Here is a 21058-nt window from a genome sequence, read left to right as displayed (position 1 = left end):
CCAACATCCTGCAGGAGATAAATCAGTAATGGCAGCCTATTTTTCGCTTATTTTAGTGCTCGTAACCTTAGGTAGTGGTCTTATCTGGTTAATTGATGTGATCTTTTTTGCGCCTAAACGCCGTGAAAAGCTCGCGTTAGCTCAAGCCAATGCAAGTGAGCTAAGTGAAGACGCCATCGACAAAATCGTTCGCGAACCCATTTTAGTCGAAACCGCCCATTCTATTTTCCCTGTTATCGCGTTTGTGATGATATTACGTTCGTTTATTTATGAGCCATTTCAGATCCCATCGGGCTCAATGATGCCTACACTGTTAGTGGGCGACTTTATTTTGGTTGAGAAATTCAGTTATGGTTTACGCGATCCGGTATGGCGCAGTAAATTAGTTGAAACTGGAGAGCCTGAGCGTGGTGACGTATTTGTATTCAAATACCCTGAAAACCCAAAAATTGACTATATTAAGCGGGTTGTCGGTCTGCCAGGTGACAAGATTATTTACCGCAACAAACAGTTAATGATTCAAGAAGCGTGTGATACGGGCAAAGATTGCGCCGAGCCCAAATTGATTGCACATACAGAGCTTAATCGCGGTGAGTTTAGCCAAAATGACGTGCCATTGATCCGCTTAAATGAGCAATTAGGTGAGGTTAATCATGATATTTTAATTAACCCATCACGCCCTGATTTTAGACAACATTTTTATTCTCAACCCGGCATGCCAGCCGGTGAGTTTTTGGTACCCCAAGGTATGTATTTTGCCATGGGCGATAACCGAGATAATAGTACTGACAGCCGTTTTTGGGGATTTGTACCTGAAGAAAACCTCGTAGGTAAAGCGGTTGCTATTTGGATTAGTTTTGAATTTGAACGCAGCCCTAATGATTGGCTACCCACTTGGGTCCCTACTGGTGTGCGTTTTGAAAGAGCAGGTGGAATACATTGATGGAACCCATAAAAAATTTGCCGCGCTTAAGCCGCACATTAGGGTATGAGTTTAACAACATTGAGTTGTTAACACAGGCGTTAACACATCGAAGTGCAGCAAATAAGCATAATGAACGTTTAGAATTTTTAGGTGATTCGATTTTATCGATAGTCATTTCTGATGCGCTATATCACCAGTTTCCTAAAGCCACTGAAGGCGACTTAAGTCGTATGCGCGCCACCTTGGTGAAAGGTGACACGCTTACCATAATTGCAAAAGAGTTTAAGCTAGGTGATTACTTATATTTAGGCCCCGGTGAGTTAAAAAGTGGTGGTTTTAGACGTGAATCCATTTTAGCAGATGCCGTAGAAGCTATTATAGGCGCCATATACCTTGATGCAGATCTTGAGGTCTGCCGTAAGTTATTACTGACTTGGTATGCCGAACGTTTAGCTAAAATAAAACCAGGTATTAATCAAAAAGATCCTAAAACGATATTACAAGAACATCTTCAAGGGTTTAAAAAACCGTTACCAGATTATCAAGTGGTGGCTGTTGAAGGTGAAGCGCATGATCAAACCTTTACTGTTGAATGCAAAATTAGTGAATTAAACGAGGTTGTCACCGGTGTGGCAAGTTCTAGAAGAAAAGCTGAACAGCTTGCTGCTGCTCAGGTATTGGAGTTACTGAATAAATGACCAAAAAAACAGACTTGCCAGCGGGTACTGAACAAGAACCTAGCTTAGATGAACTGCTGGCAAGGATGAACCAAGCAGCGCCAACTGCCGCCGCTCAATATGATGTTACTTACTGTGGCATGGTGGCGATTGTCGGTCGGCCAAATGTGGGTAAATCGACACTATTGAACAAGTTGCTTGGTCAAAAAGTCAGTATCACCTCTAAAAAACCGCAAACGACGCGTCACCGTATTATGGGGATCCATACCGATGGCGCTCAGCAAATAGTGTTTATTGATACACCCGGTTTACACATTGAAGAAAAACGTGCCATTAACCGCTTAATGAACCGCGCTGCAGCGAGTTCGTTAGCCGATGTTGCCATGGTTATCTTTGTGGTCGATGGCATGACTTGGACTGCTGACGACGATATGGTGTTGCAAAAGCTTCAACACCGTAATGACGATCGTAAAATTATCTTAGCCATCAACAAAGTTGATAACATCAAAGATAAAGAGTCTTTGTTCCCGTATTTAACTGAATTAGCGAAAAAGTTCGACTTTGACGAAATATTGCCAATATCAGCAAGCAAAGGCACTAACGTTCAGCGTATTTTAGATATGGCCCGCGAGTCGTTACCTGAAGCGCCATTTTACTTCCCTGAAGACTATGTTACTGACCGCTCACAACGTTTTATGGCCTCTGAAATTGTCCGTGAAAAGCTCATGCGCTTTTTAGGTGACGAGCTGCCATACGATGCTACCGTTGAGATTGAGCAATTTAAAATGATGGACAACGGTGTTTATCAAATTAATGCGCTCATCCTCGTTGAACGTGATGGTCAAAAACGTATGGTGATTGGTAATAAAGGTGAGCGTATTCGTACGATCGCCACCCAGTCACGTCTTGATATGGAAACCCTATTCGACAATAAAGTGTTTCTTGAAGTGTGGGTAAAAGTGAAGTCTGGCTGGGCTGATGATGAGCGCGCCCTAAGAAGCTTAGGTTATGGCGAAGACTAAACCGTCAACCCTACTATTTAGTGTTATGTTGTAGGCATGGCCACCATGAAACGTGGCTATGTGTTACATCACCGTCCTTTTCGCGAATCGAGTGTGATTGTCAATTTATTGATTGAAGGTGTTGGTCGTGTTGATGCTATAACGCGTGTTGGCACAGGTAAGCGCTCAATCAAAAGTATTTTACAGCCTTTTCAACCTCTCATTATTCAGTTCAGTGCCCAATCTGAAGCCAAAAATCTCGGTTTAAAAAACATTACTCAAATTGAAGCTGCAGCTCCTGCAATGCCGTTGGTGGGCAATAGTTTGTATTCTGGCTTTTATTTAAATGAATTATTAGTGAGATTGTTGTCAGTAGAGCATCAAGCTGAAGGGCTATTTATAGATTATCACCGTGCGCTGATGTCACTTGCCAAAGGTTTTTGTTCCAGTCACTTACGTTATTTTGAAATGGCATTACTGCTTGAATTAGGCGCTTTTCCCTCACTAAGCTATGACACATTGGGTAATGCATTAGCAGCTGATTGCCACTATCGCTTTGTCGCCGAAAGTGGGTTTTTACCTGTGGTACAACATAAAGAAGGTTTTACACACGGCAAAGGACAGTTAAGCGGTGCGATGTTAACGGCATTAGCCACACAGCAATTGCAAACAGAGCACCTTAATCAAGCAAAAGGTTTAATGCGTTATTTATTAACCCCTTTACTGGGTAACAAGCCGCTGTTAAGTCGGCAGTTATTTACCAAAAATGCGCAATAAGCTTTTCGTATAATGGCATTAACCAAGTACAATTCATTTTGTACAAGGTTAACTCTAAGCTTATCTCTTCGTTTATAAATTTTAAGGAGCTCGGTGTGAGCGGAATTCTATTAGGTATTAACATCGATCACATTGCTACATTGCGTCAGGCTCGTGGCACTAATTACCCTGATCCAATCCATGCGGCAGCCGTTGCTGAACATGCCGGTGCCGATGGTATTACGATTCATTTGCGTGAAGACCGTCGTCATATTCAAGACCGCGATGTTTATTTATTGGCGAAAACCCTTAAAACCCGCATGAATTTTGAGTTTGCTGTTACCGAAGAAATGATTGCTATCGCTTGCGAAATTAAACCCGCATATGCCTGTTTAGTCCCTGAAAAACGCGAAGAACTTACCACAGAAGGTGGTTTAGATGTTGCGGGGCAATTAGACAAAATCACCTCTGCAGTGACTCGTTTAGCCGCAGAAGGGATTAAAGTGTCATTATTTATTGATGCTGATAAAGCCCAAATTGATGCCGCGGTGGCTGTTGGTGCTCCTTACATCGAAATTCACACAGGCTGTTATGCAGATGCACATACCGATGCGGAACAAGCCCAAGAGTTAGCTCGCATTACGGAAATGGCTAAATATGCGCACAGTAAAGGTTTAGTTGTAAATGCTGGCCATGGTTTGCATTATCATAATGTTAAAGCCATTGCGGCCATTCCTGAATTGTACGAGCTTAATATCGGTCATGCAGTGGTAGCCCGAGCTGCAATTGACGGCTTGGAAACCGCCGTGCGCGATATGAAAAAACTGATGCTAGAAGGGCGCAGAGGCGAGTAATGGCAATTGTGGGGATTGGTACCGATATCGTTGAGATAGCGCGAATACATGTTCAACGTGAGCGTGTGGGCGACAGATTGGCTAAGCGGGTACTGACTGAGGCTGAACTTACAATATACCTGCAGTCTAAACAAGCTGAGCGTTTTTTAGCAAAGCGCTTTGCTGCCAAAGAAGCTGCAGCTAAAGCATTAGGTACCGGCATTGGCCGGGGAGTCTCTTTCCAGCATATCCATATTGATAATGACGCCAATGGTGCTCCGGTTATTCGTTTTACTGATGGTGCACAGGCGCGATTAGTGCAACTTGGCGGTAATAAAGGGTTTATTAGTATTGCTGATGAGCAACATTATGCGGTCGCTACAGTCGTGCTAGAAAGCTAAACCGCGATACCACACCATCTTGATTATTTGATTAAAGGCGCATTAGCGCCTTTTTTGTGCCTTTTAAAAGCAGGTAAACTAGGTTAAATTAACAAGATAACAACAATTAATATAACGAGACTCAAAATGAAATCGGCTGTAGAGCAATTATCAACTTATAAAAGTGTCCACTTAAATCCTAACAATATTCGCACCCATTTTATTGGGGTTCCTATGATTATTTGGTCTGCGTTTTTAATGTTAGGCACGCTAAGAGTCGCGTGGCAAGATTATCAAATCAGTTTGGCAATGGTCGTCACCGTCGTTGTGCTGGCATATTATATGATGCTACATGTCCGTCTCGCATTAGGGCTAGTACTGTTTATTTTACCGGTTTTGTATACCACTGAACTGGTAGTGCATAGCGAACATCCTTTTGTCATTGCGATTAGTATTTTTGTGATTGGTTGGGTTATCCAGTTTGTTGGCCATAAATATGAAAAAGCCAAACCTGCCTTTATGGATGACTTAAATCAGTTATTAATTGGTCCATTTTTTCTTATGGCGGAGTTGTACTTTATTTTTGGCTGGGAGAAAAACTTAGAAGCTGAGATTAAACCGATTGCACGCGATAAGCGTCGCGCACTCGAAGCTAAACTTCGTGGCTAGTTTGAGCTTAATAACACAAAAGGCGCATTAAGCGCCTTTTGTGTTTTTACTGGGTTAAGCTTGCAGATGCAAATGGTTATTCATCGTCATCTTCTTCAATAACGTCGAGGTTACCAGGTAACACCCTGACGGCTTTAATCATATTATCAGCAACTTCTACGACTTCAATTTGATACCCGGCAATATGTAAACTGGTGCTGGCAGCAGGAATGTCTTCAAGGAACTCAATGATTAAACCATTTAATGTTTTAGGACCATCAATGGGTAGGTTCCATTTCATTTCTTTATTGAGATCACGGATGTTAATGGTCGCGTCAATCAAGAAGCTGCCGTCTTGTTGTATGTTAATGTCTTCACTTGGGGTAGTGATCATTGAAGTGGTAAAGTCACCGACAATTTCTTCTAAAATGTCTTCTAAGGTCACTAGACCTTGAATGTCACCATACTCATCAACCACTAAGCCAATACGTTCTTTATTATGCTGAAAGTTAGATAACTGCACGTTTAGCGGTGTGCCTTCGGGAATGAAATACAGCTCTTTTACGGCGCGCAGCAAAGATGATTTACTGAATTGTTCTTTAGACTGTAACCGTAGAGCATCACGCAAATGAATAAAGCCTACCGCATCGTCAATATTGTCACGGTACACCAACACGCGGGTGTGTGGGCTTTGGATAACCATTTTATTAATGAGTTTAAAATCATCACTAACGTTAATGGCGTAGATGTCAGCACGCGAAATCATAATATCTTCAACGGTGACTTTTTCTAAATCAAGAATCGACAGCAGCATCTCTTGGTGACGTTGCGGAATAAGTGCGCCCGCTTCATGTACTACAGTGCGTAATTCTTCCTGGCTAAGTGCGTCACTGGTTTTTACTGTTTTAATACCCATTAAACGTAAAAAGCCTGAGGTAATTAAATTGATAACCTTAACTAACGGCGACAACAGTACTAATAACCAGCCTAATAAAATACTAGATGGAAATGCGATACGTTCTGGATGCAATGCAGCAAAGGTTTTTGGAGTCACTTCAGCAAAGACTAATACCACAAGAGTAAGCACACCGGTTGCAATTGCAACCCCCATATCGCCAAACAAACGCATCCCTACAATGGTCGCAATTGCAGAGGCCAAAATGTTGACAAGGTTATTACCAATAAGAATTAAACCAATAAGTCTGTCGGGGCGGTCAAGCATCTTTAATGCGCGCTGCGCACCTTTGTGTCCATTACCAGCAAGATGCCGTAAGCGGTAGCGGTTCAGGCTCATCATTGCCGTTTCAGAGCCAGAGAAGTAGGCAGAAATCACAATCAATACGAAAAGAAAAATAAGGAGTGCGCTGGTAGATATAGCGTCCAAAAAAGGGCCCCATTAAAGTACAGTAAAATTAGTGAAAAACACCAATGTATATAATCCTAACAGCCATTATTTATGAATGGCTGTTAGTGTCAAGTTATCTTATTGATGATTCAATGAGATGCGAGTGGTTATCTCAATATTAAATAGCTTAATTAGTTTAATATCAGCTCTTTAACAATCCTTGCGCCAAAGTAGGCTAATGAAAGCAACCCTGCGCCAGATAAACTGTAGATAACCGCGGTACGGATTCTACAGCCTACGGTATATTGTTGCCACAACATAATGGCATAAACGACCCAGGCGACCATTGATAGCACGGCTTTATGGCCTTTACCGTCAACAAACATATCTTCTAAAAACACAAAACCAGTGATTAAAGACAGGCTTAATAATACAAAACCAATAATAATCAGATGATAAAGCTGCTTTTCTACCGTCATTAACGGTGGCATTGCAGGGCTCATCATCAGTTGTTTCTTTTTAAGTTTGTTTTGAATAAACCAAAGTTGAATGGCGTATAACGCTGCAATCATCATGGCGCTATATGCCATCAATGACAACACGACGTGGGCGAGTAGCTCAGGGTGTAAATCAAAGTGAGTAATAAACTGCGGCGGCAAGAGCCAGAGTAGGGCAACCGACAATACCGAGCAGGCATAAACTACAGGTACCACAACAATCACTTTAAGGCGTGGCATGGTGATGGTAAACGCAAGCGCGATAATCCAGTTAACCAATGAGATAACATTCGTTAGGCTGAAATTCTGTCCATCGAGAGTAAAAATAGCGCTAGACAGTGCAAAGCCATGAAGCACGACGGCAATGCTAGACGCGACCATGACCGCTTTACGGTTTGGACCTTGGGCATGAAACAGCCTACTGGTAACCAAAATTAATGCGATACAATAAAAAAACATCGCAGCAGCTGAAAAAATAACCATTTTAAAATCAACCTATCGAAAGTGGTGAACGCGTCGTTGAAAACAGTATATACGTTAATAAAAGTAACAAAATAGCGTTCAGATACTGTAATCCCATTGTTTGTCTTAGATTAACATGAACAGTGCCTATTATGGCAGTGACCTGAGGCTCAAAATTTAACAGTATCTTACCCTTAGCGGCAAATAATTTACCTAAACACGATATCAGTTGGCGTTCTTGTGGTCGCAAGTATCGTAATTTAGAGTGGCTTGGGTATAATAGCCACAATTATCGATATGCTTAAAAGAGCTGATCAATGTTTGAGAATTTATCCGACAGACTGTCACGCACACTAAAAAATATTAGTGGCCGTGGTCGCTTAACAGAAGACAACATTAAAGAAACCCTGCGTGAAGTGCGTATGGCGCTGCTTGAAGCAGATGTCGCTTTACCTGTTGTTAGAGAATTCGTCAACAGCGTAAAAGAACGCGCTGTGGGTCAAGAGGTGTCAAAAAGCTTAAGCCCTGGGCAAGCTTTTATCAAAATCGTTCAAAGTGAGCTTGAAAGAGCCATGGGCGAGGCAAACGAAGCCTTAGACTTAGCTGCAACTCCGCCAGCCGTGATTATGATGGCCGGTTTACAAGGTGCGGGTAAAACCACCTCTGTTGCTAAACTCGGTAAATTGCTGCGTACACGCCATAAAAAATCGGTGTTAGTGGTTAGTGCTGACGTATACCGCCCTGCGGCAATTAAACAGCTAGAAACCCTCGCGACAGAAGTCGACGTTGAATTCTTCCCATCTGACGTAAGTCAAAAGCCGGTCGATATCGCTAAAGCGGCCATTAGCCATGCTAAGCTTAAATTTATTGATGTGGTGATTGTCGATACAGCAGGTCGTTTGCACGTTGATGAAGCCATGATGGATGAAATCAAGGCGCTGCACGCAACGGTTAACCCTGTAGAAACGTTATTTGTTGTTGATGCAATGACAGGGCAAGACGCTGCCAATACTGCTAAAGCATTCAACGAAGCATTGCCTTTAACGGGTGTTATTTTAACCAAAGTTGACGGTGATGCTCGTGGCGGTGCAGCGTTATCAATTCGTAACATCACGGGCAAGCCTATTAAGTTTTTAGGTGTCGGTGAAAAAACTGACGCACTAGAACCATTCCACCCAGACCGTATTGCATCACGCATTCTAGGCATGGGTGACGTATTGTCACTGATTGAAGAAGTTGAGCGCGGCGTCGACAAAGACAAAGCCATGAAGCTCGCTTCTAAAGTTAAATCAGGTGGTGGTTTTGATCTTGAAGATTTTCGTGAGCAATTACAGCAAATGAAAAACATGGGCGGCATGATGAACATGCTGGAAAAATTACCTGGTGTGGGTCAATTACCACCAGAAGCCCTAGCTCAAGTTCAAGACGGTAAAATGACCGGTCAAATGGAAGCCATCATTAACTCGATGACAGCCAAAGAGCGTAAAAATCCTGATTTAATCAAAGGCTCTCGTAAACGCCGAATCGCATTAGGTTCTGGCACTCAAATCCAAGACGTTAACCGTTTATTAAAGCAGTTTACCCAAATGCAGAAAATGATGAAAAAGATGTCTGCAAAGGGTGGCATGAAGAAGATGATGCGCGGAATGAGCGGAATGTTACCTCCTGGAATGAAATTTCCTGGAAGATAATGACGTCATCTTTTAAGCATAAACGCAGTTAATTAATCCATACATCAGTCGGTTAGGTTATATCTTTGACATTAGAGCAACAAAGTCGGTGAGCTAAAAAACATCAGATTTGGTTGCAATAGTTCAAAAGTCAGGTAAAATCTTCCGGCTTTCTTTCTGGGACTCTTCGCGAACACGGAGTTCCAGTTTTTATTTTTGCTTCTAGCAAATCATTAGAGGAATAAAACGCATGGTTACCATTCGTTTAGCTCGTGGCGGCGCAAAAAAGCGTCCATTTTACAATATCGTTGTTGCTGATAGCCGCAATGCTCGTGACGGTCGTTTCATCGAACGTGTTGGTTTTTTCAATCCATTGGCTCGTGGCCAAGAAGAAACTTTACGTTTAGATCTTGATCGTGTTGAGCACTGGGTTGCTACTGGCGCTGCAACATCTGAGCGTGTTGCAAAACTGATCAAAGACGCGCGTAAAGCTGCTGCTTAATTGCGTATTTAAAAGGTATAGATAGATGAGCGATAACCAACAGCCAATCGTACTGGGTAAATTAGGATCCAGTCATGGTATTAAAGGTTGGCTTAAAATCACTTCCTATGCCGATTCTGTTGAAGGTATTTTCGATTATTCGCCTTGGTTGATTAAAGAGCAAGGCGTGTGGCGTGAAGTTAAGGTTGCGCAGTGGCGTTTTCAGGGCAAGGCACTTGTTGCTGAACTTGAGGGTGTGACTACACGAGAGCATGCGCAAATGCTCACTAATTGTGAAATTGCGATTTTGCCAGAACAAATGAAAGAGCTCGCTGATGATGAATTTTATCACCGTGATCTTATCGGCTGTGAAGTGACCAATATAAACGGCTATAACATGGGTATTGTTGATCAGATCGTGGAAACAGGATCAAACGACGTACTGTTAGTTAAAGCTAATGCCAAAGATGCCTTCGGCAAAGCGGAACGTATGATCCCCTTTGTCCCCGAGCAATTCGTCAAACAGGTGGATGTGCAAGGGAAACAGATTTTAGTGGATTGGGATCCTGACTTCTAAGTCGAGGTGCAACATATGTGGTTAGGGGTAATCACCCTGTTTCCAGAGATGTTTCGTGCTGTTACAGACTTTGGTGTTACGGGTCGAGCTGTGAAAAACGGACTGCTTGAGGTGCAAACGTGGAATCCTCGTGATTTCACCCATGATCGACACAGTACTGTGGATGACCGCCCTTACGGTGGTGGCCCAGGAATGTTAATGATGGTGCAACCTTTACGCGATGCCATCCATGCAGCCAAAGCGGCTGCAGGTGATGGGGCAAAAGTGATTTATTTGTCGCCTCAGGGACGCAAGCTGGATCAGCGTGGCGTGACTGAGTTGGCTAAATCAGACCGAATGATTTTAGTGTGTGGTCGATACGAAGGTGTTGATGAACGCATTATTCAAACGGAAGTGGATGAAGAATGGTCTATTGGTGATTACGTACTTTCGGGTGGCGAGTTACCAGCAATGACATTAATCGATTCAGTGGCGCGTTTAGTACCTGGTGTACTCGGCAAGCAAGCGTCAGCAGAGCAAGATTCTTTCTCTGATGGCTTACTGGATTGTCCTCATTACACTCGCCCTGAACAATTGGATGGTATGGATGTACCGGCAGTGCTGTTAAGCGGTGACCACGAAAAAATTAGACTCTGGCGTTTGCAACAAAGTATCGGAAGAACTTTTTTGAGACGACCAGAATTATTTGAAAATCTAGCTCTGACTGACGAACAAACGACTTTATTAGCGCAGTTCGTGAATGAAACGGACAAGTCCGCATAGTCAATGCTCAGTTAATTCTAGAACGGAGTAGTTATGAACAATATCATTAAAATGCTCAACGATGAGCAAATGAAAACAGACGTACCTGAATTCGGTGCTGGTGATACAGTAGTGGTTCAAGTTCGTGTTAAAGAAGGTGAGAAAGAACGTCTTCAGGCTTTTGAAGGTGTAGTTATCGCTAAGCGTAACCGTGGTTTGCACTCAGCATTCACAGTTCGCAAAATCTCTAATGGCGAAGGTGTTGAGCGTGCTTTCCAAACGCACAGCCCATTAATTGCTAGCATCGAAGTTAAGCGTCGCGGTCGTGTACGTCGTGCTAAACTGTACTATTTACGTGAGCGTTCAGGTAAGTCTGCACGTATCCGTGAAAAATTGGCAACTAAGTAATAGTTACCGATACAGAATAAAGATGCAGTGTTCGCACAACAACCCGCCGAAAGGCGGGTTTTTGTTTCTGGCTCATAATTAACCCACCACCAATCCACTCTCAAATCAGTATAACAACGATTTTTTGATATTTTAAACAGCTTATATTCATCAATTATCTGCCATCTGAACAATTTTACTCTTTTACTTAAATAAGCCTTGATCTCCAACCTGAGCGCAGGCATAGTTGCTTACAGGGTGTAATGGTGTAGCGTTACAAAAATACATTAAATTAACAAAATATCAATTTACGTGTGGCCTTTGGCCTGAAGTCATAAGAGAGTGATAAGCATGCAGCAAGATACCATCAATAATGTCCACATAAGTTCAGAACAAGTATTAGTGACTCCTGCAGAATTAAAGCAAGAATTACCGTTGTCGACTCATGCTTACCAATACATCCTCAATGCCCGTAAACAGGTAGCTGATATTGTTCATAAGCGTGATAACCGCGTGTTAGTCGTGACTGGTCCTTGTTCAATTCACGATATTGATGCCGCAAAAGAATATGCATTAAAACTTAAAAAGCTTCATGACGAACTCAGCGATGATTTTTACATCCTTATGCGTGTTTATTTTGAAAAACCACGCACAACCGTTGGCTGGAAAGGCTTGATTAACGACCCAGATATGGACGAGTCATTTGATGTCGAAAAAGGCTTAAGAATGGCACGTGAACTCATGATTTGGTTAGCAGAGCTTGAATTACCCATTGCCACTGAAGCGCTCGATCCTATTAGCCCACAGTATGTCTCAGAGTTAGTGACTTGGTCAGCCATTGGTGCGCGTACTACTGAGTCTCAAACCCACCGCGAAATGGCGTCAGGTTTATCGATGCCTGTTGGTTTTAAAAATGGTACAGACGGCAAGTTAGAAGTGGCTATTAATGCATTAAAATCAGCTGCCAGTAGTCATCGTTTTATGGGGATTAACCAAGAAGGCCAGGTGGCATTATTGCAAACGGCAGGTAATCCAGATGGGCACATCATTTTACGAGGTGGTTCAGCGCCTAATTATGACGCCGCCAGTGTGGCAGAAAGCGAAGCGCAAATTCACAAGGCCAAACTCAGTGCGCGTTTAGTGGTTGATTGTAGCCACGGGAATTCGTCTAAAGATCATTTGCGTCAAAAAAATGTTTGTGAAGATGTATTTAACCAAATTGAAGCGGGCAATAAATCGATTATTGGTGTTATGCTTGAAAGTAACCTCAATGAAGGAAATCAAAGTTCAGATAAGCCGTTAGCAGAGCTTAAATACGGGGTTTCTGTAACAGATGCTTGCATTGATTGGGATACGACTGAAACTATTTTAAGACAAGGCGCTAACCAATTGTCTGCAGTATTACCGACTCGGTTTGATTTGCTGCAGGTTGCCAACGGTTAATGAATAATAAAATGAACGAAAAGACCACTGCTGATCTTGAGAACCTACGTGATTTAATCGATGGTGTCGATCAGCAACTGTTACATCTATTACGTAAGCGTCTTGATTTAGTCGCGCAGGTTGGGGCGGTAAAGCATGCCGCAGGGGTACCCATTTATGCTCCTCAACGTGAAGCATCGATGTTAGCTAAGCGCCGCGCCGAAGCTGAAAACATCAATGTATCACCGCAATTAATAGAAGATATTTTACGTCGATTAATGCGCGAATCTTATCTTAATGAAAAAGATGTTGGTTTTAAGCAGGTTAAACAAGATTTAGGTCATGTTGTTATCGTGGGTGGTGAAGGTAAGCTAGGGCAATTATTCACTCAAATGCTGACTTTGTCGGGTTATAAAGTTAACAGCATTGATAAAAATGATTGGCAAAATGCCGACGCTATTTTTGATGGTGCGGGTTTAGTGATTGTGACCGTACCGATTAATGTGACCTGTGAAGTTATTGCCGACAAGTTAACTCAGTTACCAGAACACTGCATTTTAGCGGACTTAACCTCGATTAAGCAGAAGCCTTTGGCTGCAATGCTTGAGGCTCATAAAGGGCCTGTAGTGGGGTTGCACCCAATGTTTGGCCCAGACGTTGGGAGTCTTGCTAAACAAGTCGTGGTAGTGTGTCATGGGCGCGAACCGCAAGCTTATCAATGGCTATTGCAGCAAATGGAGATTTGGGGGGCACGCATTGTTGAAGCTGAAGCTGAGCGTCATGATAAAGCGATGCAATTGGTACAGGCGATGCGTCACTTTTCAACGTTTGTTTACGGTTTAAATCTGTGTAAAGAAGAAGCCGACATTGAAAGTCTATTGCAATTTAGCTCGCCTATTTATCGCTTAGAACTGGCTATGGTCGGTAGGTTATTTGCTCAAGATCCTGAGCTTTATGCCGATATTATATTTGCCCAACAAGGTAGCCAGCATGCGATTAGTGATTATTTAGATAACTATCGTGATGCACTTACCATGCTTAAGGCCGGTAATCGTCAAGAGTTTGTGACTCAGTTTCAGCGAGTCGCAAAATGGTTTGGTGATTTTGCGCCTCAGTTCCAACATGAAAGCCGAGCCATGTTGCAGTCGGTCAATGATATGAAAGCAGGTTAATCTTTTTTAATCGTTTCAATGATTGCCAAATAGTGACACAAGGCTTATGTTTAATTAATGAGACCGATTAATTTTATGCTTCATTAAGCCCTGTAAACTTGCCTTTGGAGGAATACCATGTCGATGACACCATCGCATATGCTACCTGTACAACAACAGGTTGAAGACAATTCCCTTGGGCATTTTCTTTACGGTTTAATGAGTGCGTTTCCGCTATTTTTTGTCCCTGTATTGTTGAGCTTATGGTTTAATCTAATCCAAAAAAATGTCAATCCAGAGTCTGTGTTAGGCAGCCATTTACGCTGGCAGCGAACAAGTATTATTGGTTTGTGCCCCTTTTTTATCGCAGGTTATTGGATTAGCCCACTGTGGCTAAGCTTACCCATGTATCTAATGGGCGTGACTTGGTTTAGCTATCGAATCTTTAAAGGTTGGATTAGTTTAAATGATGGCTTGGCGGTATAACGTAAAAATACAATTTAATAATAAAAATGCCGAGAATTATCTCGGCATTTTTGATGGTGCTTTAAACTGAATCTTAGTAAATACTATGCCTGATATAGGCTATGAATAAGGTCTGCTTGAGATACACCCTCTTGTTTTAATAATATAATGCCATCAGCATTAAGTTGCTTCACTGCATTTGCATGGGTTGTTAAGCGTGCAGGATCAATGCTAAAGCTGGTATTAACAATCACAGGTAAGTGGCTGCGAGATTTAACTTCAACTAAACCTGCTAAATCTAAGCTGAGCTGCTCAGGATGAGTAAAACTTCGCACACCTGACTCACACAAGCCTAGTTGTTGATTGCCGTGGCTAAGGACCGTGTCAGCGGCCTGTAGCCAATCATCAATACTGGCCATGGTATTCCGCTCGAGTAAAACCGGTAAGTTAACCGAGCCAATGAGTGCTAATAAGTCTGGGTTATACATTTGCTTGCCCGCTAAAATTAACATATCAGCGATAGGGCTAGCTAAAGCAAAGTCTTGTTCTTGATCGATTTGTATCACACACAGCAAACCTGCTTGTTCAATAACTTGTGCATGTGATTTTAATTGTTGCTCGTTAAGCTGATTTTTTAAATCATTTAGCACAATGGCCTGAAATCCAGACTCTTTAATATGCTTTGCTTGGGTGGCTAACTCTGTATTATCAATCGGTAAGTTAATTTGCTGTAGCGCGCCAAATTGACCAGCACCAATATGCAAATTTTGACACACTAATTGGGTGTCTTGCGACTTGTAATCACGCGAATGTTTGTCTTGGTTATTTGATAAGGCTTTATCTGCGATATGTTTTGAACTGTCTGGTTCAATTAATAATTGAGCTTGAGACAATTGAGTTGGTTTGACTGTCTCACAAGGGTAACAACCTAAGACCTTAATAAATCTTGTTAATCGCTCTAACTCTTTAATCGCTTGCTGCACTTGCGTTGTGGCTAAGTTGCCGTCGATGTCGATGTAAAACATCTCTTCCCATGGCGTACCAGGAATGGGGCGCGACTCAAGCTTACTCATGTTTAAGTTATGTGCTTTTAGCACTAATAGCGCTTCAACCAAAGCGCCTGGTTTTTGGCCGGTTGCCATAATTAATGTGGTTTTTGCGGGCAGTTGTGATGGCACTGCCGAGGCTTTTCGTGCGACCACAATAAAGCGACTTTGATTAATTTTTTGGTTAGCTAAGCCTTTTTCGATAGCCACTAGCTGATACAGAGCACCGCCTTCTGCGCTACCGATAGCGGCTACAGAGTTATTATCCGCTTCGATAACCTTAGTCATCGCTTCAGCACTGCTTGAGCAATATTCGAGTTTGATGTGAGGATACTGGCTTAAATAGCGGCTACATTGGCTGATAGGTTGCGGATGAGCGTAAATTGTTTTGATATCACTGATTTTGCTATCGGGCTTTGTCAGTAAACAGTGGCCGACTTCAATGGTCGTTTCACCCACAATGGATAAGGTCGTGTGTTGCAGTACGTCATACACTTCATTGATTGACCCTGAAGAGGTGTTTTCAATCGGTAAAAAACCGTAGTCAGCATGACCTGATTCAACGGCATTGACGATGTCATCAAAACTTTGGCAACCAAAGTCGATCATGGCTACTTGGCGGCGAGAACAGTAGCGAGTCGCGGCTAAATATGAATATGAGCCACGAGCACCTAAATACGCCACCGTATATTGTTGTTTTTGAGTATCAGGATTAGCACGGCCATGTAAGTAGGTTTGCTGAAACAGTACTGAGTCTTCAATAATGCTTTGGTAGAGCGAAATAACAAAGTGTGCATCAAGTCCCTGTTCACGTCCTTGTTGCACTAAGCGCTCGAGTAGTTCTTTTTCTCTTTGGGTATCACGTATCGGTCTAACATCAACTTCTTTACTGCGGGCGACATTTAAGCTCAATTGACGGCGTTTAGATAACAGTTCTAATAATGATTTATCGAGTGCTGTGATCTGCTCACGAGTTTGACTTAACTCTGGTGGTTTTTGCATATTGACCTCAATGTAACGCAACAGTCTGACGTATGGTGAATACAACAGTATTTATAAGACAAAAAAGCCTCCCAAGTGGGAGGCTTTAGAATTTTCATTTTCGTTTTTACACAGAAAATCCGCCTCCGAGGGTGGGCTGAATAAAAAAGAAAATAAAAAAGCGGAATATTTTTGTGCTCATAGAGTAAAACTAAAGCCACAGAGTTAACCTGTCAATGTAATTCTACTCATCAAGGCTTAATTACAGACAAAAGAAAGCGCACCCGAAGGTGCGCTGGTGAAAGATATTTAACTTCAAGCTGCGTTTTCCTCCTTATAGACATACTCAAACTCGCTTTCCGTGTCATTGGGTAATGAAACGTGGCGTTGAGCCTGGGGTTTGTGAGTCAGGCGGTTTAGCTGTTTTTCCAGCTTTTGTCCCATTGCAGTAATCGCTGCGTATAGGTTTTCACTTTTCGCCTGGGCAAATAAATTTCCACTAGGTAATCCAACTGAAGCCTCAATTTTAAACAGTTGCTTTTCTTGGGTAATAATAACGTGCGGATTAATTAACTGAATATCGTGTCGAGATAATTTTTCTAATCTTCCTTCAATACGTTCGCGGATGAGGGCAGTGACTTCAAGTTGTTTGCTAGTGATTTTCAGCATATTTAGAACCTTCTTGTTGTTTGCTTAACTTCAGATTACCAAGGTTAGCCATAAAAAGTGTGATCTTAGTCACGCTTTTGGTGGCGTTTACGTCCGACTGCCGCTTATTTGATCGCTTAGACATTTTTAACTAAAAAGTGTCAAAATGTGCTTGTATTACGCTGTAGAACAGCTCATATTTGAATGAATAAGTTGATACTAAATTATCTGTTTTGTGTATTTATCGTGCAATTGATAACACTAGGTAAGTTATCAACATCTGCGTTGTTGCTGTGCTTCTTCTCCCTCCTCTTATCGTTCCTCTTTTGTTAATTATGATTTGTACGTTTTTCATCATTATGTGAATTGCGATTGGCAATGCTTGACACTGCCTTAGTCTTTTTTACTAAAAGCGTAAAATCTCGTCGACATTTGGTATCATCTCCGTACGTAAATGGATATAGGCAGTTATAAATGAGTATAGAACAACACAAAATAAAGGTATGGGATTTTCCAACACGTTTATTTCATTGGTCCATGGTTGGCTTATTAGGTGGCTTGTGGTGGACCGCTGACATTGGTGAGATGCAATGGCACCAAGTATTGGCTTACGTGTTAATGACACTCATTTTGTTTAGATTGATTTGGGGCGTTATTGGGAGTGAAACGTCTAAATTTAGTCAGTTCTTTGTTGGACCTAAAAAAGTCATCAATTATGCGCTAACTAACCCAAAGCCAACCTCATTAGGGCATAACCCTTTAGGTGGTTATATGGTGTTTGCGTTGCTTGGTTTATTAGTGTTGCAATTAACGACCGGTTTATTTGCAACCGATGAGATTTTTACTGAAGGGCCATTAATTCACTTGGTATCTTCTGACACCGCAAGTTGGTTAACCTGGTTACACAAAACCAATTTCAATGTAATTTTAGGGCTAGTTGTGCTGCACGTTGCTGCAGTGATTTTACATGTGGTTAAAGGCGACAATATTTTAAAAGCGATGTTTAGTGGCTATAAGTACGTGAGTGACAAGGTCACTGCGCCGACTTTACGATCACCTTGGTTAGCCTTGGTGATAGTGGCGCTATTGTTTGCTGGTATTTGGTGGCTATGGTTAGAGCCCGTGGTGAGTTTTTTATAGATTAACACGTAGACTGTAGACTTCGGCTATAAAAATAAAGCCCATCGGATGGGCTTTATGTTTAGATTAAATTATCGCGTATTAATCTTTTTTGTAAACGTCATGACAACCTTTACAGCTTTTACCTGTGTTAGCAAAAGCTTGTTTGATTTGGTTTTTGTCACTTGATTTAGCTGCAACGGCTAATGCCGCGGCATTATCTTGAAATGCTGTCATTTTGCTATCAAAGTCTGCTTTATCTTGCCAAATTTTAGCTAATGCTTCGGTGTCGCCTGTATCAGTACCATCAATGAAACCCTCATGAGGTATTTTAGATAGTGCTGCAACGTTATCAGCACGTGAACTGAATACGCTTGCATCAAATGGCTTTTTACCTTTGAGCATTGCACCCATATCACCAAAGTTATATGCAATTAACCCAAACGCAGATTGACGATATTCAATCGCATCAGCTGGTTTTTCAAAATTATTAGCAAACGCAGCCGGAATAAGTATTGCGGTAGCCGCAACGGTCAATAGTAACTTTTTCATTGTAATCCTTCTTTTTATCAGTAGTGGCACTGGTTCCATAAGCACGACGTATATCTCGTTTTATGAGTATACGTGCAATCAATCACATTCATTCTACACAATTTTATTAAGACATTGCGATATGTTTTATCGATGTTTATCACGCGAGTCTTTTTGCAAAGTGCCAAGGTAAGTTGATACACTTGTACTGTTTCGGCATTACTACAAAGAGAATAAAAATTATGCGTGCCAACTGGAATTTAGTTGTAGATAAAATACTCACTCACAATAATGAGGATGATTTGTCAGTGTTGTTTCAATTATTACTGACAGAAGAAGAAAGAAGTGCAGTATCGGGACGTTTGCAGGTGTTTCAAACGTTATTGGCTGGTGAGTTGAGTCAGAGACAGATAGCTGCAGAGCACCAAGTGAGTATCGCGACGATTACTCGATGCTCTAACTATTTAAAAAACATGCCCGCCAGCCAAAGAGCAAGAGTCCGCAAGTTAATTTTGGACTAGTGCCTCAGCAAGTGATAGCGATACACCTTTATTGGCGGATACCTTTTGGATATTTATGGTGTCGGTAACTTGATCGACGTAAAAATAAATAACCGCCATAAGTGATTAAGCACAATGCAAACAAAGTGCTAGAGTCTCTTGGGTAAAATCGATATAAGCTAACCGCCGTTAATACATACAAGAAAGGCATTAGCCCGTAGAGCATATCTGGCATACCACCTGATTTACGCTTTCTCTTAGGATCTGTACGGCGGTTTTTAGAACGTAAGTTATAAATATGAGCACCGTACAAATACACCACAATCGATGCGATAAGCGCATAGCTAGGTTCCAGTAAAAAAATACTGACAGAGCCAACAAGCATGTAGCTAAAAGGTAACAACTCGTATACTGGTTTAATTAACATAAGCACTCCGTCGCTATGTATTAATTATTATATGAAAAGCTAATTAGTTAGGATTCTCGCTACACCGTGGTCCTTTACAGTAGCGACAATAAGTCTGACTAGTTAGTGTGATTTACCTCTCAATTATAACGCAAAAAAAAAGGCCTTGCCTAGAACTTAGACAACGCCTTCAATTCTTTTAATGCTTTTTACTGACAGTAGAGTGCAAAAAGCATTATTAAGTCTATGTGTTTTTAGTGACAGCCACAGCCGCCGTTACCATCACATCCTGGTTTTTCTGAACCGCAAGAACCGTGTTCATGGTCGTGATCATGTCCGTGGCTACCACAACCGCCTTCTGCATGAATATGACCGTGTGCAAGCTCTTCTGCAGTTGCTTCACGCACTGCAATCACTTCAACGCTAAAGTTTAATGATTGACCTGCTAGCGGGTGATTTCCATCAACAACAATCACGTCATCTTTAACTTCAGTCACTTGAACTGGGCGTTGGCCTAGCTCAGTTTCAGCAATAAAACGCATACCTGGAATAATGTCTTCGATGTCACCAAAAGCACTCACTGGCACTTCTTGCTTTAAACCTTGGTGGTATTCACCATAGCCTTGAGCTGCAGGGATGTTAGCATCGACTTTTTCGCCTGCTGTTTTACCTTCTAAAACTGATTCGAGACCAGGAATTAAATTTTCGGTTCCGTGCAGATAAACCATTGGTTCACCTTCAAATGAACTTTCAATTAATTCGCCTTGCTCATCAGACAAGCGGTAATGAATGGTAACCGCTGCATGTTTTGAAATTTTCATATCGCCTCCAATTGGTGTTGAGCGCATCATACCGTATTTTATGAGTTGGCTGCGATGACAAACATCAGTTTTTGCTTATTCAATCACAGCTTTTTTATTTCTGTTTGCGGTTTAACCCTTTATTGGGTTGATGTTGAAAATAAATCACGTTTTTTTATGGTATTAACCAAACTTGAGGTAAATACTGGCGAATCAATGTATGCCACAGTGAACACGTGATGAACCATAAGCCTACGAACGATTGGTTTTTATGGTTAAGTTGTTGTATTTTATCGGGTTTGCTGTTGGCGCTAGGTTGTTTTAATGATGAGGATGCTTGTTGTTATCATCGAACTTGTTTGTTTTGTCCGTAATTTAAAACTCCGTATATTCATAAAACGCATAAATCAACTAGCATATAAAAATAACTTTAAAATAAACTGTAAGCAGGGGTTGACAAGGTTGGGCAAAAAAAGCAATTCTGTAAGCCAATGTGTATCAGCAAATTCGGTTGCTGGATTAAAACAGTAAACCTACAAGAATTGATTAAGAGATTAACTAGATGCTTACCCTTATGCTCGTTGTAATTACCACCATTACAACCACCAC

The 21058-nt window shown here is 41.7% G+C and carries 24 protein-coding genes and 1 other annotated feature; of the genes, 17 read left to right on the top strand and 7 right to left on the bottom strand.

Annotated elements, in window-relative coordinates:
* Window positions 1-28 precede the first annotated feature (28 nt).
* From lepB to IEY48_RS02150, 7 genes are all read left to right on the top strand, one after another.
* Complete coding sequence (gene lepB, locus IEY48_RS02180; RefSeq protein WP_188916802.1) at window positions 29-943, top strand: signal peptidase I; 915 nt, start codon at window positions 29-31, stop codon at window positions 941-943.
* Window positions 943-1623, top strand: a complete 681-nt coding sequence (gene rnc, locus IEY48_RS02175) for a ribonuclease III (protein WP_188916800.1) — start codon at window positions 943-945, stop codon at window positions 1621-1623. Before lepB ends, rnc begins: the two co-directional genes overlap by 1 nt.
* Window positions 1620-2624 carry a GTPase Era gene (era, locus tag IEY48_RS02170; protein ID WP_188916798.1) on the top strand — a complete coding sequence of 335 codons (1005 nt, stop codon included), beginning with the start codon at window positions 1620-1622 and terminating at the stop codon, window positions 2622-2624. Before rnc ends, era begins: the two co-directional genes overlap by 4 nt.
* Window positions 2625-2669: 45 nt before the next feature.
* Window positions 2670-3380 carry a DNA repair protein RecO gene (gene recO / locus IEY48_RS02165; RefSeq protein WP_188916944.1) on the top strand — a complete coding sequence of 237 codons (711 nt, stop codon included), beginning with the start codon at window positions 2670-2672 and terminating at the stop codon, window positions 3378-3380.
* Window positions 3381-3475: 95 nt separating this feature from the next.
* Window positions 3476-4213 (top strand): pyridoxine 5'-phosphate synthase, encoded by a 738-nt coding sequence (gene pdxJ, locus IEY48_RS02160; protein WP_188916796.1) that lies wholly within the window; start codon window positions 3476-3478, stop codon window positions 4211-4213.
* Window positions 4213-4593 carry a holo-ACP synthase gene (acpS, locus tag IEY48_RS02155; protein WP_188916794.1) on the top strand — a complete coding sequence of 127 codons (381 nt, stop codon included), beginning with the start codon at window positions 4213-4215 and terminating at the stop codon, window positions 4591-4593. The genes pdxJ and acpS overlap by 1 nt, the downstream gene beginning before the upstream one ends.
* 126 nt (window positions 4594-4719) lie before the next feature.
* Window positions 4720-5241 carry an Mpo1 family 2-hydroxy fatty acid dioxygenase gene (locus IEY48_RS02150; protein ID WP_188916792.1) on the top strand — a complete coding sequence of 174 codons (522 nt, stop codon included), beginning with the start codon at window positions 4720-4722 and terminating at the stop codon, window positions 5239-5241.
* A 76-nt stretch (window positions 5242-5317) separates the two neighbouring features.
* On the opposite strand, the gene IEY48_RS02145 is transcribed toward IEY48_RS02150, so the two are convergent.
* Both IEY48_RS02145 and IEY48_RS02140 read right to left on the bottom strand, forming a co-directional pair.
* Window positions 5318-6604: an HlyC/CorC family transporter gene (locus IEY48_RS02145; protein ID WP_188916790.1), complete on the bottom strand. Its 1287-nt coding sequence runs from the start codon at window positions 6602-6604 to the stop codon at window positions 5318-5320.
* Between the two features lie 152 nt (window positions 6605-6756).
* Window positions 6757-7545 (bottom strand): cytochrome C assembly family protein, encoded by a 789-nt coding sequence (locus tag IEY48_RS02140; protein ID WP_188916783.1) that lies wholly within the window; start codon window positions 7543-7545, stop codon window positions 6757-6759.
* Between the two features lie 296 nt (window positions 7546-7841).
* Here IEY48_RS02140 and ffh point away from each other — a divergent pair, with 296 nt between their 5' ends.
* The 8 genes from ffh to IEY48_RS02100 all read left to right on the top strand — a co-directional run bounded on the left by ffh (window position 7842) and on the right by IEY48_RS02100 (window position 14439).
* Window positions 7842-9215 carry a signal recognition particle protein gene (gene ffh, locus IEY48_RS02135; RefSeq protein ID WP_188916775.1) on the top strand — a complete coding sequence of 458 codons (1374 nt, stop codon included), beginning with the start codon at window positions 7842-7844 and terminating at the stop codon, window positions 9213-9215.
* Between the two features lie 229 nt (window positions 9216-9444).
* A complete protein-coding gene (gene rpsP, locus IEY48_RS02130; protein WP_160053063.1) occupies window positions 9445-9696 on the top strand; it encodes a 30S ribosomal protein S16 in 252 nt (83 codons plus the stop codon).
* A 25-nt stretch (window positions 9697-9721) separates the two neighbouring features.
* Entirely contained in the window at window positions 9722-10252 is a 531-nt protein-coding gene (gene rimM / locus IEY48_RS02125) for a ribosome maturation factor RimM (RefSeq protein WP_188916774.1), read from the top strand.
* A gap of 15 nt (window positions 10253-10267) precedes the next feature.
* Window positions 10268-11014 (top strand): tRNA (guanosine(37)-N1)-methyltransferase TrmD, encoded by a 747-nt coding sequence (gene trmD, locus IEY48_RS02120; protein WP_188916772.1) that lies wholly within the window; start codon window positions 10268-10270, stop codon window positions 11012-11014.
* Window positions 11015-11047: 33 nt separating this feature from the next.
* Window positions 11048-11401 (top strand): 50S ribosomal protein L19, encoded by a 354-nt coding sequence (rplS, locus tag IEY48_RS02115; RefSeq protein ID WP_188916770.1) that lies wholly within the window; start codon window positions 11048-11050, stop codon window positions 11399-11401.
* A gap of 330 nt (window positions 11402-11731) precedes the next feature.
* Window positions 11732-12823, top strand: coding sequence for a 3-deoxy-7-phosphoheptulonate synthase (locus IEY48_RS02110; RefSeq protein ID WP_188916768.1), 1092 nt, complete (start codon window positions 11732-11734; stop codon window positions 12821-12823).
* 11 nt (window positions 12824-12834) lie between these two features.
* Entirely contained in the window at window positions 12835-13974 is a 1140-nt protein-coding gene (gene tyrA, locus IEY48_RS02105; protein ID WP_188916766.1) for a bifunctional chorismate mutase/prephenate dehydrogenase, read from the top strand.
* 117 nt (window positions 13975-14091) lie between these two features.
* Window positions 14092-14439 (top strand): hypothetical protein, encoded by a 348-nt coding sequence (locus IEY48_RS02100; protein ID WP_188916764.1) that lies wholly within the window; start codon window positions 14092-14094, stop codon window positions 14437-14439.
* An 83-nt stretch (window positions 14440-14522) separates the two neighbouring features.
* On the opposite strand, the gene IEY48_RS02095 is transcribed toward IEY48_RS02100, so the two are convergent.
* Window positions 14523-16466 carry a chorismate mutase gene (locus IEY48_RS02095; RefSeq protein WP_188916762.1) on the bottom strand — a complete coding sequence of 648 codons (1944 nt, stop codon included), beginning with the start codon at window positions 16464-16466 and terminating at the stop codon, window positions 14523-14525.
* Window positions 16467-16523: 57 nt separating this feature from the next.
* Window positions 16524-16645: a sequence feature (Phe leader region), on the bottom strand.
* 115 nt (window positions 16646-16760) lie between these two features.
* Entirely contained in the window at window positions 16761-17114 is a 354-nt protein-coding gene (gene hpf / locus IEY48_RS02090; protein ID WP_188916760.1) for a ribosome hibernation-promoting factor, HPF/YfiA family, read from the bottom strand.
* A 453-nt stretch (window positions 17115-17567) separates the two neighbouring features.
* Between hpf and IEY48_RS02085 the strand changes: the two genes are divergently transcribed.
* On the top strand, window positions 17568-18233 hold the full coding sequence (locus IEY48_RS02085) for a cytochrome b/b6 domain-containing protein (protein ID WP_188916758.1): 666 nt from the start codon (window positions 17568-17570) through the stop codon (window positions 18231-18233).
* Between the two features lie 81 nt (window positions 18234-18314).
* On the opposite strand, the gene IEY48_RS02080 is transcribed toward IEY48_RS02085, so the two are convergent.
* Window positions 18315-18764 carry a c-type cytochrome gene (locus IEY48_RS02080; protein WP_188916757.1) on the bottom strand — a complete coding sequence of 150 codons (450 nt, stop codon included), beginning with the start codon at window positions 18762-18764 and terminating at the stop codon, window positions 18315-18317.
* 221 nt (window positions 18765-18985) lie between these two features.
* Here IEY48_RS02080 and trpR point away from each other — a divergent pair, with 221 nt between their 5' ends.
* Entirely contained in the window at window positions 18986-19264 is a 279-nt protein-coding gene (gene trpR, locus IEY48_RS02075; protein ID WP_188916755.1) for a trp operon repressor, read from the top strand.
* Window positions 19265-19292: 28 nt separating this feature from the next.
* Here the strand turns inward: trpR and IEY48_RS02070 are convergent, their stop codons facing one another.
* Complete coding sequence (locus IEY48_RS02070) at window positions 19293-19670, bottom strand: hypothetical protein (protein ID WP_188916753.1); 378 nt, start codon at window positions 19668-19670, stop codon at window positions 19293-19295.
* A gap of 233 nt (window positions 19671-19903) precedes the next feature.
* Window positions 19904-20470 (bottom strand): peptidylprolyl isomerase, encoded by a 567-nt coding sequence (gene slyD, locus IEY48_RS02065; RefSeq protein WP_188916751.1) that lies wholly within the window; start codon window positions 20468-20470, stop codon window positions 19904-19906.
* Window positions 20471-21058 lie beyond the last annotated feature (588 nt).

The sequence above is a fragment of the Shewanella saliphila genome (assembly GCF_014648295.1).
Classification (GTDB): domain Bacteria; phylum Pseudomonadota; class Gammaproteobacteria; order Enterobacterales; family Shewanellaceae; genus Shewanella; species Shewanella saliphila.
Note: the sequence above shows the minus strand (reverse complement) of the source record. Positions and strands in the feature narration are given on the sequence as shown.

What these genes read in the sequence shown, in the direction of transcription:
- lepB (WP_188916802.1), top strand. Translation starts at nt 29, where the DNA reads ATGGCAGCCTATTTTTCGCTTATTTTAGTGCTCGTAACCTTAGGTAGT.
- rnc (WP_188916800.1), top strand. Translation starts at nt 943, where the DNA reads ATGGAACCCATAAAAAATTTGCCGCGCTTAAGCCGCACATTAGGGTAT.
- era (WP_188916798.1), top strand. Translation starts at nt 1,620, where the DNA reads ATGACCAAAAAAACAGACTTGCCAGCGGGTACTGAACAAGAACCTAGC.
- recO (WP_188916944.1), top strand. Translation starts at nt 2,670, where the DNA reads ATGAAACGTGGCTATGTGTTACATCACCGTCCTTTTCGCGAATCGAGT.
- acpS (WP_188916794.1), top strand. Translation starts at nt 4,213, where the DNA reads ATGGCAATTGTGGGGATTGGTACCGATATCGTTGAGATAGCGCGAATA.
- IEY48_RS02150 (WP_188916792.1), top strand. Translation starts at nt 4,720, where the DNA reads ATGAAATCGGCTGTAGAGCAATTATCAACTTATAAAAGTGTCCACTTA.
- IEY48_RS02140 (WP_188916783.1), bottom strand. Translation starts at nt 7,545, where the DNA reads ATGGTTATTTTTTCAGCTGCTGCGATGTTTTTTTATTGTATCGCATTA.
- ffh (WP_188916775.1), top strand. Translation starts at nt 7,842, where the DNA reads ATGTTTGAGAATTTATCCGACAGACTGTCACGCACACTAAAAAATATT.
- rpsP (WP_160053063.1), top strand. Translation starts at nt 9,445, where the DNA reads ATGGTTACCATTCGTTTAGCTCGTGGCGGCGCAAAAAAGCGTCCATTT.
- rimM (WP_188916774.1), top strand. Translation starts at nt 9,722, where the DNA reads ATGAGCGATAACCAACAGCCAATCGTACTGGGTAAATTAGGATCCAGT.
- trmD (WP_188916772.1), top strand. Translation starts at nt 10,268, where the DNA reads ATGTGGTTAGGGGTAATCACCCTGTTTCCAGAGATGTTTCGTGCTGTT.
- rplS (WP_188916770.1), top strand. Translation starts at nt 11,048, where the DNA reads ATGAACAATATCATTAAAATGCTCAACGATGAGCAAATGAAAACAGAC.
- IEY48_RS02110 (WP_188916768.1), top strand. Translation starts at nt 11,732, where the DNA reads ATGCAGCAAGATACCATCAATAATGTCCACATAAGTTCAGAACAAGTA.
- tyrA (WP_188916766.1), top strand. Translation starts at nt 12,835, where the DNA reads ATGAACGAAAAGACCACTGCTGATCTTGAGAACCTACGTGATTTAATC.
- IEY48_RS02100 (WP_188916764.1), top strand. Translation starts at nt 14,092, where the DNA reads ATGTCGATGACACCATCGCATATGCTACCTGTACAACAACAGGTTGAA.
- IEY48_RS02095 (WP_188916762.1), bottom strand. Translation starts at nt 16,466, where the DNA reads ATGCAAAAACCACCAGAGTTAAGTCAAACTCGTGAGCAGATCACAGCA.
- hpf (WP_188916760.1), bottom strand. Translation starts at nt 17,114, where the DNA reads ATGCTGAAAATCACTAGCAAACAACTTGAAGTCACTGCCCTCATCCGC.
- IEY48_RS02085 (WP_188916758.1), top strand. Translation starts at nt 17,568, where the DNA reads ATGAGTATAGAACAACACAAAATAAAGGTATGGGATTTTCCAACACGT.
- IEY48_RS02080 (WP_188916757.1), bottom strand. Translation starts at nt 18,764, where the DNA reads ATGAAAAAGTTACTATTGACCGTTGCGGCTACCGCAATACTTATTCCG.
- trpR (WP_188916755.1), top strand. Translation starts at nt 18,986, where the DNA reads ATGCGTGCCAACTGGAATTTAGTTGTAGATAAAATACTCACTCACAAT.
- IEY48_RS02070 (WP_188916753.1), bottom strand. Translation starts at nt 19,670, where the DNA reads ATGTTAATTAAACCAGTATACGAGTTGTTACCTTTTAGCTACATGCTT.
- slyD (WP_188916751.1), bottom strand. Translation starts at nt 20,470, where the DNA reads ATGAAAATTTCAAAACATGCAGCGGTTACCATTCATTACCGCTTGTCT.